The 15354-nt window shown below is 37.3% G+C and carries 10 protein-coding genes; 5 read left to right on the top strand and 5 right to left on the bottom strand.

All coding sequences use genetic code 11. From position 1 onward, the window contains the following. The gene (gene ribD / locus GYX91_RS06875) at positions 1-1143 is read left to right on the top strand and encodes a bifunctional diaminohydroxyphosphoribosylaminopyrimidine deaminase/5-amino-6-(5-phosphoribosylamino)uracil reductase RibD (RefSeq protein WP_174830350.1); all 1143 of its coding nucleotides are present in this window, start codon (positions 1-3) and stop codon (positions 1141-1143) included. Between the two features lie 175 nt (positions 1144-1318). Next, positions 1319-2179, top strand: a complete 861-nt coding sequence (rfbD, locus tag GYX91_RS06870; protein ID WP_174830349.1) for a dTDP-4-dehydrorhamnose reductase — start codon at positions 1319-1321, stop codon at positions 2177-2179. Between the two features lie 57 nt (positions 2180-2236). Here the strand turns inward: rfbD and GYX91_RS06865 are convergent, their stop codons facing one another. Then, a complete protein-coding gene (locus tag GYX91_RS06865; protein WP_174830348.1) occupies positions 2237-2674 on the bottom strand; it encodes a DNA polymerase III subunit chi in 438 nt (145 codons plus the stop codon). 10 nt (positions 2675-2684) lie between these two features. Beyond that, positions 2685-4094 (bottom strand): leucyl aminopeptidase, encoded by a 1410-nt coding sequence (locus GYX91_RS06860; RefSeq protein ID WP_174830347.1) that lies wholly within the window; start codon positions 4092-4094, stop codon positions 2685-2687. Positions 4095-4227: 133 nt separating this feature from the next. On the opposite strand from GYX91_RS06860, the gene lptF reads away from it, so the two are divergent. Then, positions 4228-5337 (top strand): LPS export ABC transporter permease LptF, encoded by a 1110-nt coding sequence (gene lptF, locus GYX91_RS06855; protein ID WP_084547227.1) that lies wholly within the window; start codon positions 4228-4230, stop codon positions 5335-5337. After that, a complete protein-coding gene (lptG, locus tag GYX91_RS06850; RefSeq protein ID WP_174830345.1) occupies positions 5337-6425 on the top strand; it encodes an LPS export ABC transporter permease LptG in 1089 nt (362 codons plus the stop codon). The genes lptF and lptG overlap by 1 nt, the downstream gene beginning before the upstream one ends. A gap of 602 nt (positions 6426-7027) precedes the next feature. Here lptG and GYX91_RS06845 read toward each other — a convergent pair. From GYX91_RS06845 to GYX91_RS06835, 3 genes are read right to left on the bottom strand one after another with little or no spacing between them, the layout of a single operon-like run. Continuing rightward, the gene (locus tag GYX91_RS06845; RefSeq protein ID WP_174830343.1) at positions 7028-8347 is read right to left on the bottom strand and encodes a TolC family protein; all 1320 of its coding nucleotides are present in this window, start codon (positions 8345-8347) and stop codon (positions 7028-7030) included. Next, positions 8347-9774: an HlyD family type I secretion periplasmic adaptor subunit gene (locus GYX91_RS06840; RefSeq protein ID WP_174830580.1), complete on the bottom strand. Its 1428-nt coding sequence runs from the start codon at positions 9772-9774 to the stop codon at positions 8347-8349. Before GYX91_RS06840 ends, GYX91_RS06845 begins: the two co-directional genes overlap by 1 nt. A gap of 34 nt (positions 9775-9808) precedes the next feature. Continuing rightward, positions 9809-11974: a type I secretion system permease/ATPase gene (locus tag GYX91_RS06835; RefSeq protein WP_174830341.1), complete on the bottom strand. Its 2166-nt coding sequence runs from the start codon at positions 11972-11974 to the stop codon at positions 9809-9811. A 470-nt stretch (positions 11975-12444) separates the two neighbouring features. Here GYX91_RS06835 and GYX91_RS06830 point away from each other — a divergent pair, with 470 nt between their 5' ends. Continuing rightward, the gene (locus tag GYX91_RS06830) at positions 12445-14625 is read left to right on the top strand and encodes a calcium-binding protein (RefSeq protein ID WP_174830339.1); all 2181 of its coding nucleotides are present in this window, start codon (positions 12445-12447) and stop codon (positions 14623-14625) included. The last annotated feature ends 729 nt before the right edge of the window (positions 14626-15354 follow it).

Genomic DNA, 15354 nt, shown 5'->3' with positions numbered 1-15354 from the left:
ATGAGCTTTTCTGAGCTTGATGCGAAATTTATGCAAACCGCCCTTGAGCTAGCCTGGCAAGGGCGGTTTTCTACCAGTCCTAACCCGCGAGTAGGCTGTGTTATTACTCATGGCGAACAAATTGTGGGTCAGGGATTTCATGTCTGTGCAGGACAGCCTCATGCAGAAATTCACGCATTACATCAGGCCGGATATCTGGCAAAGGCTGCTACTGCCTATGTAACCTTGGAACCGTGCAGTCATACAGGTCGGACAGGACCATGTGCTCAGGCATTGATTGATGCTCATATTAAGCGTGTTGTTGTTGCTATGAGCGATCCAAATCCATTGGTAAAAGGTAATGGGTTACACATGCTGCAAAAGGCAGGAATTCAAGTTGACAGTGGTTTGTTTGCACAACAGGCGCGTGAACTGAATTCTGGTTTTTTATCCAGACAGGAAAGAAATAAACCTTATATCAGATTGAAGATAGCAGCTAGTCTGGATAGTAAGACAGCTCTAAGTAATGGTTTAAGCCAGTGGATTACTGGAGAGGCAGCGCGTGATGATGTGCAGACATTACGTGCTGAAAGTTGTGCCATATTAACTGGTGTTAATACTATACTGGCAGATGATCCTCTGTTAAATGTACGTCGTTTTTCGACATTAAGACAACCATTGCGCATTATTCTGGATAGCCGCTTACGTCTTACACCTGAGTATCAGATAATTCAGGACACTAAAAGTCCTACACTGATCATTACTACTGTCACAGACAGCGCTAAAAAAGCCATTTTTGTATCTTATCCGCATGTTTCTATTCTTACTGTACCTGCAAATTTGCGAGGACAGATTGATTTACAAAAACTTTGGGTGATTCTGGCTAAACGTGATATTGGTTCGATATTGGTGGAAGCAGGTTCTATATTGAATTCAGCATTGCTGACAGCTGATGCAGTTGATGAAATCATTTACTATCAGGCTCCCAAAATACTCGGAGCTAATGCGCGCAATGCTATTGAAATATCAGAAAATCCAAATGCTTTAACAGAGCGGAAATGGCAGACTGTTGATGTAAAAGTTTTAGGTCAGGATTGTCGCTGGTTATTGCGTCATCGTGAAAGTGCCAAATGGTTAGCGGGTAAAACTGCTTCAGAAGCATAGTTAGCTGCATATCAAATCAATTCTTCTGAGTAAAAATTTTTTGGTGCTGAAAATAAACTTTCAATATGTAACAATAAGCTTATTTTATGTAAGCATAATTTTTAAGCGTGATTTAGCGTTATTGTTGTAAATATATTCATTTTTCTATTGGCAATTTAAAATAAAAGGTTTCGCCATGCGTATTTTATTAACAGGTTCAAAAGGTCAGGTAGGTAGTTGTTTAAGAGACAGATTACCGGAAAGCTGGGAGCTGATTGCCAGTGATTCTCAGACTCTGAATATTACTGATGCACATAATGTGCTTAATATGGTGAAAACTTTTGAACCGGATGTGATTATTAATGCGGCAGGGTATACCAAAGTTGATGCTGCGGAAGCAGATATAGACAGAGCTTTTGCTGTAAATGCAACAGGAACACTGAATCTGGCTCAGGCTGCGCATTCCATTGGTGCACGTCTGATTCATATATCGACTGAACAGGTATTTGATGGCCATCATCATGTCATTCTCACGGAAAATATGGCACCTAACCCTTTGAATGTATACGGGCATAGTAAACTGGCGGGTGAACTGCTGGCTTTAAATGCTCATGTAGATGCTGTGGTTATTCGTACTTCATGGGTTTATAGTGAATACGGACATAATTTTGTAAAAATTATGTTACAAAAAGGATTGGAAACACCCAATATACGGGTTGTTGGTGATCAGATTGGTTGTCCTACCTATGCCGGTGACTTGGCTGAAGCCATTATACGCCTTGCAGCATTACCTCATTCTCCGCGCGGTTTATTACATTTTGCGGGAAGTCAGCAGATGAGTTGGGCAGAATTTGCTCAGCGTATATTTACTGAAGCGGCAAAAATTGACGAAAGGTATAATCAGGTTAAGGTAGAGCGTATTGCCACAGCTGATTACCAGTCAGCTGCCAGAAGACCTGAGTTTGGTATTCTGGATAGCCGTACCTTGCAAAATATGCTTCCGCAACCGGTTACTGATACACCTTTAGCTCATATTGTTGAAAAATTGATGAGATAAAAATTATAGAAAGAAAGCGGGTTAACTGATAACCCGCTTTTTTGATAACTGCTAGTTTTAGTTTTGCGTCCTCATATCGAAATGCTCAACTTTAAATCCGGCGCTCCGATAAGTGCGAAAACGTTGACGTGCAGCTGCGATTTCATCCAGATCATTACTTACCAGTTCTAATACGCGTTCTGGTTTCCGTGGGGCATTACACCAGTATGCATCTGCAAGATTAATAACAACATAATCTTTTTCTATTACTGGTAAATCTTCACCATAAGCCAGTAATACTGCCTGAATTGGTTGAACATGTTGTGGTGACCAGATTTCATGTGGAATAAAACTTGCAGGTTGAAATGACCATAAAGCATGATCCAGTTGATTAACACGGCTTACATCATCACACCAAATCAAAATATTTGAACCACTTTTAAATACTTTTTGCGTCAGCCGGCATGTAAATGAAACGGGGTCAGTAATGTGAGTATAAAAAGTAGTTGTGGCCATATCTTTTTTCTCAGGATTGCTGAATCAGATACTCAAGCAGAAGTGGAACAGGACGACCTGTCGCACCTTTATTATTGCCGGAATTCCATGCCGTACCGGCAATATCAAGATGTGCCCACGAGTAAGATTCAGTAAAGTATGAGAGAAAGGCAGCAGCCGTAATCGTTCCCGCAGGACGACCGCCAATATTTTGTAAATCAGCAAAGTTGGATTTTAATTGTTCTTTGTATTCCTCAAATAATGGTAGTTGCCATGTTTTATCATTAATACTGTCTGCTGCCTGTAATAACTGATCGATTAATTGCTGATTGTTGCCTAATACACCTTGTGCAACATGTCCTAAAGCGATGATACAGGCACCAGTAAGGGTGGCAACATCGATTACTGCTTTAGGCTGGAAGCGTTCGGCATAGGTAAGTGCATCACATAATATCAGTCTGCCTTCTGCATCAGTGTTTAAAACCTCAATATTTAAACCATTCATAGCCTGAACAATATCGCCTGGTTTAACAGCATTGCCTGAAGGCATATTTTCACAAGTTGGGATTATTGCAACGAGGTTTAATGGTAGTTTGAGTTTTACTGCAGCTGCAAAAGTACCAATAACCGAAGCTGCACCACACATATCAAATTTCATTTCATCCATGGCAGCACCCGGTTTAAGAGAAATACCACCAGAATCAAAAGTAATACCTTTGCCAACCAAAACTACCGGCTTATCTTCGTTATTCGAAGCTCCATGATATTGCAATTCAATAAGATAAGCTCCGGCCGTGCTTCCCTGTGCAACAGACAGTAAAGCATTCATACCCATTTCCTGTATTTCGGTGTCGTTTATGATTCTTACACTGGCACCTAAATCATTGGCAATCTTGGCAGCAGAAGAAGCCAAATAGGCCGGAGTACAGATATTTCCCGGTGCATTGCCTAAATCTTTACAGATATTCATACCATAGATAATAGCTTCGGCCTTGCTAAGGTGGTTATTGACAGGGTGAACAGTCTGATAATTGATTTTTTCAAGTAATACCGGCTTAGAATCTTTTTTGAATTTATCAAAGCAATAGACCGCTTCGCCAACAGCAATTGTAAAAGCCTGTACCCATTTCTGGGCAAGTATTTCCGGCAATTTGCTTAAATCTATATTGAGTGATGATTGCTCTTTGGACCAGCTGGCAGCTTTTGCAGCCAGTTTCTGGATGCTGGCATAATCATCTTTATCGATGTTTACTACAGCTAAAGCCTGTAAAAATTCATCTTTTACTGTGTGTGTCGCAATAAAATCCTTTTGTTGCTGTTGTAATTGAGTTAACAAAGTATTAGCCAGATTTTGTTCTGGTTTGCTTTCTTTGCAATACACAAATAGTAAAGAACTGTTGTTTTGCGGCTGCAATTGTTCCGCATTTATGCTAAATTCCATATTTTCCTATCCTATTTTATAAGGGCATTGTATATATTCTGTACGAATCATGCGTTAAGCAGAACCGGATGCACTTATTGTAACGCAGGCTGCCGCTAAAGTAAGGACAGTCGCAAATGTGTTTAATTATCTTATGATTTATCAACGCCAATTTATTAAAGAATTATCATGGACTGCCGTAGGCATATTCGTGATCTTATTGGTAGTACTGGTAGCTACACAGGCAATTAATCTGCTGGGTCGTGCCGCCAGTGGCCGTGTAGCCATTGATGCAGTGTCTGCGTTAATTGGATTCTGGACAATTGGCCTGACACCTGTACTGCTTATTCTGACAGCTTATATCAGTATCATCACGGTACTTACACGTTATTGGCGTGATAGCGAAATGGTGATATGGCTATCCAGTGGCTTATCATTAAGAAACTGGATTATTCCTTTAATGAAATTCGCTATTCCGTTTGCAGTTTTGGTGGCAATAGTTTCCATGCTCATTCAGCCTTGGGCAGAGTGGCGCAGCCGTGAATTTGCGGAGATACTAAAACAAAAACAGGAAATGTCATTACTGGAACCCGGGGTATTCAAAGAAATTGGCAAAAGCCATCCGCGAGTTTATTTCATTGAAACATTTGACCCTGATAGCGGTCGTGCCAGTAATCTTTTTGTTCGTGAAAAAGAAAAAAATGGCAAGGAAAGTTCGATTTTTGCGAAAAAAGGCGAATTTAAACAGGATGGAGAGAAACGTATTCTTACTCTTGAAGACGGTTTTCGCTACTATGGAAAGCCCGGACAGGCTGATTATCAAAGAGCTTCTTTTGATAAAATGACAATGATTATCAGTGTTAATACAACCGTTATAGATCCAAAACAGAACCGGCATACAATTCCTACTTCTGCATTATTTGCTAGTAACAAACCCATTTACAAAGCAGAACTAATGTGGCGCTTATCATTACCGATTAGTGTTATTGTACTTGCTTTAATGGCTTTACCATTATCCTATTTTAATCCCCGTACCGGACATACATACAATATTCTGATTGCAATTGCAGTATTTTTAATTTATCAAAATGGCCTGACCTTTCTGCGAGATCTGGTAGAAAATGGTCGTATACCTTTCTGGCTAGGCATATTTCCAATGCATCTAATGATGTTTATGCTGTTTCTATTCTTATTACGCTGGCGTGACTTCCCATCAGCTTCTTTTAAAACAGCGTTTACATCATTACTGGGAGGACGGTCCTGATGCGTTTGCTTAATCGTTTTGTCATCAGCCAAATGACTGTTTATACTTTATATGCATTATTGGCACTGGTAAGCTTATACAGTTTTTTCGATATTATGGGTGAAATCAGCCATGTTGGTGACGGACGTTATACTGCCGATAAAATGCTGTATTATGTTCTTATGCTGATTCCGACACATGCTTATGAGCTTATGCCTCTGGCTGTACTGGTTGGTGGTCTGGTTTGCCTTAGTCAAATGGCCAGCAATAGTGAATTTACTGTAATCAGAACATCCGGAATCAGTTTGTCTAACATTATTAGTATGATGCTGCAATTTGGACTATTCTTTGCAGTCATTGCTGCGCTGCTTGGTGAATATATCGTACCTAGAATAGGTCCTTATGCAGAACAGTATCAATTACATGCACGTCAGAACAGCATTAGTGCTGGAGATAGTGGTATATGGTTAAAACAAGGAAAAGATATTGTAAATGTAGCTGAAATGCTTCCAGATGGCAGTTTAACAGATATCAATATTTATCGTCATGATGAAAATTTTCAACTGACTGAAACTTTACATGCTTTCAGTGCTAAAGTGGATGTTCATTCTACTGAAGGTAAAAAATCTAAATGGCATTTGAATCAGGTAGATCAGTCACTATTGGGGAAAAATCAGATATCTGTAAATCATATTGAAAATCTGGATTGGAAAATGTCTGTTAATCACCAGCTTCTCAATATATTGCTGGTAGCACCAGAACAAATGTCAGCTATAGCACTTTCAACTTATATCAAGCATCTGAAGCATAATCATCAACAGACAACACGCTACGAACTTGCCTGGTGGAGAAAGATTGCCTATCCATTGGCGTGTATGGTTATGGCTTTGGTAGCGCTGGCATTTACGCCCCAACAAAACCGGCATGGGAATATGGGTTTGAAACTATTCTATGGAATATGTTTAGGACTATTATTTCATTTTTCCGGAAGACTGTTTGGATTTACCAGTCAGTTATATGGAGTGCCGACTATAATTGCTGCATTTTTGCCTACAATTCTTTTTCTGTGTCTGGCTGTTTATCTGATTCGAAGACAGGAAAAACGTTAATATCCATTTTGTATTTAAACTTTATACGCCTGAACCGTAAAATGTTAAGTGATAGTTACTAATTTCAATAAGAAAATTAAATGGATATTGTTTTTATGGTAAATCTCATTAAATAATTTCTTAATTACTAAGAATAATATTGATGAATTAGTTTCTAAGTGTTATTCAATAAAATTTCAGCAAATAATTGACGGTAAAAAGTTTGGTTATAGTGAGTTTATTTCACATATAAAAATTCTAAGCAAATGAGGAAATTATATTTATATTTACCAGTTTGTAAAAAGTTACCATACCTGAAAATAGCTTTATTGAATTTGAGATTTTTGCTTTATTTATAATCGAAAATAAAAGATTATCGCCTGTAAAGAATTGACTCAACAATTGATAGATAATTTAAATGATTGCGATTTTAATTCAATACATTAAATTTTAGGAAACTCTAAAAATTAAATAATATTTTTATTTAAATAAAAATTGATTTAACATAAAAATGAAAATTCAAATAAAGTAACAAATTTCTCTTAAGTAGCTATCAATTAAATATCAGAGAAATTGATAGCTACTTAATCTAAGGTACTTAATAAGATTAATTATTGAATTGCTTAATACAGCAATTTATGTAATTTTTTTTGTTCTGTGGGTTGAGTCAAAATCCCTGCGCTTTGCAGAAGCTGAATATACGTTGTTATATAACCATACTGTGCTTCGGCTAATTTTTGCTCAGCATCGGCCTTAGCCTGTAAAGCCTGTAATTCATCCAGATTACTGCGTATACCTACTTTACGACCTAATTGGGTAGCTTCTAGTTTTACAGAATTCGCTTTTAATAATTGTTGCTGTGCCTGAATCTGATAAAGATTGCCTAATGTAGTCTGATAAGCCTGATTAACATTAAGTTCAATTTTACGTTCAGTAGCAATTAATAAAAATTTATTTTGTTGCTCTTTTGCAGCTGCTTCTTTAATTTTACTGTGGATTAATCCACCAGTAAATAAAGGCATTGAAAGCTGAACTGTAACAATCCCGCCTTTACTGCGAGTACCATGATCCAAACCATAAAATTGTTGAATCTGATGATTGTCCTGATAACCGCCATTAATTGTTAACTTCGGCCAGTTTTCTGCTTTAGCTGCGATATAAGCTTGTTTAGCATTTTCTAAAGCCAGCTTTTGCTGCTGCCATTCCGGATTATTTGTTTGCGCTGTATTTATCCAATCTGCTTTGCTTGTTTTGCCTAGTAAGTCACCAAAATCTGTATGTCTTAAACGTTTAATTTTCTTCGGATCAAGGCCGGTGATATTAGCCAGATTATTTTGAGCTACCAGCAGATCGGTCATTGCACTAACTTTTTTTGCACGCGCTGCTTCATACCCAGCCTGAGCTTCGTTTGTATCCAAAATGGTGGCTGCACCTTTATTGAATAGAGCTTTGGACTGTCTGATTTGCATTGCATAGGCTTCTTTTTCTTTTTCAATTGAAACTAGTTTATCTTCAATGAGTAAGACCTGAAAATAAGCCTTAGCAACATTAAATAGCAAATCTTCTTTTACATTCTCCAATTGCCAGTCAGCCATATTGGCGGTAATTTTACCTTGCTGGTATTGTGCCCATTTAGTTTTATCAAACAGAGCCTGACTTGCCTGAACATTCCAGCCATGAGTTTGGGTTGTACTGGATAGAGAGGGGGGTTGCTTCTGATAGATATAATTGCCATTTACCTGCGGGAGCAGGGCAGCACGTGTTTGTGCCAGTTGTTCTTTTTGAGCATCGCGTTCACTTTGAGCTGCTGAAAAATCTGCAGAATAGTTTATTGCAGCCTGCCAGGCATCAAATAAATCGAATGCCTGTACAGGAGCAGAAATAACACTGTATCCAATATAAATACAGAAAGTTTTCCAAATAGTAAAAGTATATTTTTGCATCAGCGTTCTCGCATACTTTCATCAACTTTAGTTTGCAGCGGGCTTAACAAATAAGTGATGACGCGACGCTTCCCAGTTTTAATTTCTGCAGTTACATTCATACCGGCTGTTAAATTCACTTTTTTACCATCTATCATCAGATAATTTCTGTCCAGAACAATAGTAGCAGCAAAAACCAGCCCCAACTTTTCATCCTCAATTGCATCAAAGCTTACATTTTTTACTTTACCAGTAAGGTATCCGTAGCGAGTATAGGGAAAGGACTCAATTTTAATAATGGCACTTTGTCCTGCTTTAACAAAACCGATATCTTTATTCGGAACAAGTGCTTCGATTTCCATCTGATCCTGATCCGGCACAATAACCATAATTTGCTGAGCAGCTGTAACGACACCGCCTATAGTATGTGTGGCCAGTTGCTGCACCGTACCGTCGACAGGTGATTTTAATGTCATTAATTGTTTGCGCTGTAATGCTTTATCAGTTGCTTCTGTTAGTTGCTGAATTTGTTCATTGGCCTGACGCAATTGATCGAGTGTATCGCGTCTAAGGGTATTAGTCTGTAACAGTCTGTTTTGCTCAGCTTCGCGTATACTTTCCTGAATTTGACGAAGCTGACTACGCTGACTGGCTAAGTCATTTTTATTTTGAATAAACTTGCTTTCCTGCTCGTAATAAGCATGTTTGGATACAAAATTTTGTGCCAGTAAGTCCTTGTAATCAGCTGTACGACGTTGCTCAATGGCTGTAGTTTGTTCAAGTTTACTTACCTGTGACTGGGTTCCCTGTAACTGTGCCTGATGTTCGCGCAGTACAGTCTGCAATTGGGCATCCTGAGTAAACCATGTTTGGAACTGATTTATAGCTAATGATTGTGCTTCCATAATCTGATCAGGAGTCAACTGCCATTTTGTTGCTAGTTCATGATCCAATACAGGAGGCTGATGTGTATCAACAGCACGAATCACCGCTTCCAGACGTAATTTATTTAAACGTGCGGCCTGCAGGGATTTTTCTGACTGAGCATAATCACTGTCAGAACCAATACCACTTAGCTGAACTAATACTTGTCCGCTTTTTACATGATCGCCATTTTTGACTGCAACTTTATCGACAACAGATGTTTCAAGCGGCTGGATAACTTTACTGCGTCCGCCCGGGGTAGTTTTACCCATTGCTACAGCAACAATATCCAGTTTGCCAATTAATGCCCATAATAGTGCCAGCACGGCAAACAGAATAATCAGTCTTGCTGTCCATTTAGGTGCGGCAGAAACAGGTGTTTCAGTTAATTCCAGATGTGCCGGTAAAAAAGCACGTTCGTCTTCATCTCGTTTAGGCGGGTCCAATTGAAAGCGTACCGCCCAGACATTTTTCCAGACTGTGCTATATCGTTGTAAAAAATCTTTAAAAGCTTGAAAGCGAATGCCCATATCTTATTTTCTTATTTTGAATTTAATGTCAGCTGTTTTGCAGTTGATATAAATAGCGATAGTAACCATTTGGTTTTTCCAGTAACTCCTGATGAGTACCTTCTTCTACTATACAGCCTTTATCCATGGCTATAATACGATTGGCCATACGGACTGTAGACAGACGATGTGCAATAATCAGTACAGTACGTCCTTTGCAGATAGCCTGCATATTTTTCATAATAGCTCGTTCGGATTCATAATCCAGAGCACTGGTTGCTTCATCAAGAATCAGAATACGCGGATTTCCTACCAGAGCCCGGGCAATTGCTACTCGTTGTCTTTGCCCTCCAGAAAGGCCTGCGCCCTGTTCTCCAACTATAGTGTCATATCCTTCCGGCAACTCCATGATAAATTCATGTGCACCGGCCATTTTAGCAGCATACATCACTCTTTCTAGCGGCATACCCGGATCAGCAAGAGCAATATTGGCACGGATACTCTGATTGAGCAGAATGTTTTCCTGAAGTACCACACCTACCTGACGCCTTAACCAGGCCGGGTCAGCCAGCGCCAGATCATTACCATCAACTAAAACCCGCCCCCGCTCCGGTGTATATAAACGCTGTACCAGCTTGGTTAGAGTGGATTTACCTGAACCAGAACGCCCGACAATTCCCAGAATTTCTCCGGGCCGGATATTTAAACTCAGATCCCGTAATATTTCTGCACCATCAGGCCGGTAGCGAAAAGAAATTTTTTCAAATTCAATTTGTCCTTTAATATTGGGGAGAGCCATGCGCGAAGTTGGATTTTCCGTCGGAGTATTCAGAATATCTCCTAACCGTGATACCGATATCCCCACTTGCTGGAAATCCTGCCATAGTTGTGCCAGCCGGATAACAGGAGCCGCTACTTGTCCTGCAAGCATATTAAATGCAATTAACTGACCTACAGTCAGATCGCCCTTAATTACCAGATGCGCACCAAGCCATAATGTAACAACTGTAACCAGTTTTTGAATAAACTGTACACCTTGTTGTCCGATAGTAGCCAGCCGGGCAACGCGAAAACCGGAATTGACATAAGCGGCCAGTTGCTGATCCCAGCGTCTGGTCATCTGTGGTTCAACGGCCATTGCTTTAATGGTACCGACAGCAGTGACTGATTCAACCAGAAAAGACTGATTATCGGCATTGCGGGCAAATTTTTCATTCAAACGAGCACGCAAAATCGGGCTGATAGTTGCAGACCAGATGGCATAGCAGGGCAGGGAGATAACAACTACCAATGTTAGCCAGCCACTATAAAACCACATAACCAGCAAGAAGATAAAAGAAAAACATAAGTCTAAAACAGAAGTTAATGCCTGTCCGGTTAGAAAATTCCGGATTTGTTCCAGTTCACGCACCCGTGCAACGGTATCTCCCACTCTGCGATGCTCAAAATAAGCCAGAGGCAGACTTAACAGATGTCTGAATAATCGTGCACCTAATTCAACATCAATACGTGATGTGGTATGAGCAAATATATATGTACGTAATCCGCTTAGCACGACATCAAAAATAATGATCACCAGCAATGCAATAGTAATCACATCAAGTGTAGAAAAGCTGCGGTGAACTAGAACTTTATCCATTACCACCTGAAAAAACATAGGTGTAACAAGTGCAAAAAGCTGAATAAAAACGGATACAACCAGTACTTCCAGAAAGATACGCCGGTATTTGATAACAGCCGGAATAAACCATGTGAAATCAAATTTGGCCAGTTGACCAAGTATTGATGCACGGGAAGTAACCAATATAAGCTGTCCAGAATAGCGTTGGGTAAATTCTTCTTTCGTAAGGATAACCGGTTTACCCTGTTCAAGATCCTGAATTAAATAGCGATCACCATCTATTCTAGCCAGAACAAAATGCTGTCCGTCATCCCGCCAAACAACTGCGGGCAAAGCCACAAGATGCAGACGTTCAACATTATGCTTTACCAGTCTGGCTTTTAATCCCAGGTCTTTGGCTGCCAATAGCCATTGCTCACTGTTTAAATCCCCTTTTTCAGCATATTTATGGGTAATATCGGCAGGATTAACTGCCAAACCATGAAAATGGGCAATAAGTACGAGTGCAGTAACCGCTATATTGGGTTTTTGAAAACTATCTGATTTTTTTAAAGAATCAGATTTTGAAGGCAGAGACTCAGGTGATAATGACATAGGTATTAAAAATATCTTAATTTAAGATGACAAATTAACATAAATAATAACAAAAATACACATAAAAAAGACAATAAAATCCAAATATTTAATATTTAATTATATTGTATAAAATTTAAAATATATATAAATAATATGTATATATTTGACTTAACATCAAATAATGTTAAATTTAATTGATATCAATTCAGGATTCTAGTAGTCTGTTTTAAATCAGATTTTGTTGATTTTATATAAAAAGGATAACTAAGTTCATATAAGAATATTTCTAAACACGAACTAGTATTTTATTCCTTGTTAATATAAAAATGATATACAGATAATTTTATTTAATAAGTTAAATGTAGAGTTGTATTTATTGTTTTGTTTATAAAGTAAAGGGGGATTTTATATAAATAGAAATTAATTATTAGAATGCAAATATTAAATTTAACTTTTGTATTAATTTTTTTTAATTAAGGATTAGCTATATGAATGCGTTAATAAAAGAATACCAATATCAGAATACCAGTTCAATATTGTCAGATAATGTGAACCTAATTGAAGGAAGTGATAAAGATGATAATTTATCAGGAACAAGTCAGGATGATACTCTGATAGGAGGTTCAGGGAATGATAAGCTATACGGAGGTGCAGGTAACGACACTTACGTTTTTGCTAAAGGACATGGTAAAGATCTGATAAGTGACGAGGCAGGTGAAGCAGATACGATTCAGTTTTTAGATGTCAATTTTGAAGAAGTGAAATTCAGGAAAAAAGACAATACACTGTTTATTTATGGTTATAACGAAGGAGATTCAGTTGAAATAAAAGATTTCTTTATTGGCTGGGGAAATCATTCAATAGAGAATTTTATCTTTAAAGATAGAACAGTTACGTTAGAACAGCTTCAGAAGGAAGGAATGGAACTGTACGGAACATCAGGAAATGACAATATCAATATATCAAAAGGCAGAGGAATACTGCATGGCGGAGATGGTAATGATACTCTTAAAGCCAGTCAATATGATATTGCAAATGACATACTTGATGGTGGTGCAGGAGATGATACATTATGGGGATATAAAGGAGATGACATCCTGATAGGAGGTGGAGGAAATGATAATTTATATGGGGGAGAGGGTAACGACACTTATGTTTTTGCTAAAGGACATGGTAAAGATCTGATAAGTGACGAGGCAGGTGAATCAGATACGATTCAATTTTTAGATGTCAATTTTGATGAAGTGAAATTCAGAAAAAACGGAAATACACTGTTTATTTATGGCTATAACACGGGAGATTCAATTGAAATACGAGATTTTTTTTATTCTAATGGAATTAATGCTATAGAAAATTTTATATTCAAAGATAGAACAGTTACATTAGAGCAGCTTCAGAAAGAAGGAATGGAGTTGTATGGAACATCAGGAAATGACAGTATTTATATACCAAAAGGCAAAGGGATACTGCATGGCGGAGATGGTAACGATAATCTTAGTGCCAGCCAACATGATAACGCAAATGACATACTGGATGGTGGGGCTGGTAATGATACCCTTTATGGATATAAAGGAGATGATACTCTGATAGGAGGTACAGGGGATGATAATTTATATGGAGGAGATGGTAACGATACTTATATTTTTGCCAAAGGACATGGTAAAGATTATATTTCTGACAGTGCAGGAGAATCAGATACGATTCAATTTTTAGATGTCAATTTTGATGAAGTGAAATTCAGAAAAAACGGAAATACACTGTTTATTTATGGCTATAACACGGGAGATTCAATTGAAATACGAGATTTTTTTTATCCGCATAGAGGGTATGCGATAGAAAATTTTCTATTCAAAGATAAGACAATTACCCTAGAGCAATTCCAGAAAGATGGAATGGTAATACAGGGTACTGCCGGCAATGATAGTATTTCGCTTGATACAGGCAGAGCAATATTATTCGGAGAAGATGGGGATGATATTCTCAGTGGAGGAAAATATAATGATGTTTTAGTTGGTGGTAACGGAAATGACGTTTTACAAGCTTATGGAGGAGATAATACATTAATAGGAGGAACAGGTAATGATGATTTAAGAGCAGATGATGGAAAAAATATATTTGTGGGCGGATCTGGTGATGATAATCTTTCCGGCAGTGGTGGTGATGACATATATATATTTTCAAAAGGACATGGAAACGATTTTATCTGGGATGGAAATGTATTATTACAACATAATAATAGTACAGAAGATACTATAATATTTACAAATGTGAATATGAGTGAAGTTATTTTTAGAAAAAAAGGAAATTCATTATTTCTTCTAGGTTATAATCAAGGTGATTCCATTGAAATAAGAGATTGTCTTTCTAAAGGTGTTGGAAATTGGGCTGGGGTTGAGAAATTTGTTTTTAAAAATCAATTAATTACATTATCAGAAATTTTTGCTAGTTTTGAACGAAATGGAAATAAAGATGGTGATTACTATTTTTATACTGGAAATAATGTAAATCATAACGACATAACCGGTCATCCTCAGGTCACACAACAAGTTCAACAGCTTGTTAATGCAATGGCAGGATTAAATACAAATGCAATAGATGATGTGCAATTGTGTGAATTATTAGAACAAAACAGATTACTGGATAATATTGCAACCAGTTTTGATAAATAATTGAAATTTAATTATTAAAGTCTGTGTAAAATAACCTGTGATTAATATTAATCACAGGTTTATAATATATTTGACAAAGATATTTATATAAAATAAAGGTCTATATTAATTATAAAAATTTTGAAAAATATAAATCCAAGATTTTATTAAAATTATTTCATATACAGCAAATATAACAATTATAGCCGGGTAAATATTAATTTTAAATATTTTATTAAATGGTTTATTATTTGATTATTTGAAAAAATTTTTCTAAAGGGATATATTAGCAATGTTTGAACTTATGTTGGCATGGATTCTGATTGGTATAATCTTAATCATTTTAATATTACTATATTGTCTAGTAAGGATAATAGGTAAAGTACAGATTATTGCAAAAAATAATCCCAAAAAAACAAAATATATAGTAATAGTTTTATCCATGATATTAATTATTGCAGGAGGATTTAAAATAAAAAAGCTATATTATGAAAGACCTCCCTATCGCTTCTGGTATGAATTATTAGAAAAAAATTCTAAACCTTTTTACATTTCACAAAACAAGTTTGAGGAAAAGAATAGAGAAGGATACTGCTGGCGAGACAGGACCTGTAACTATCCCCTAAAATAGTACAGCAAGAAAGTAGAAAATTCTCTATGATATTTTTAAGGAGAATTTCAATATGAAAAAATTTTCAGAGCATCAAATTGTATCTATTTTAAATGAAGCTGAAGTTGGCATCTCTGTCA

Source organism: Snodgrassella sp. ESL0304 (assembly GCF_013344995.1).
Classification (GTDB): Bacteria; Pseudomonadota; Gammaproteobacteria; order Burkholderiales; family Neisseriaceae; genus Snodgrassella; species Snodgrassella alvi.
The sequence above is the reverse complement of the archived record's forward strand: the minus strand, read 5'-3'. Positions and strand labels throughout refer to the sequence as shown.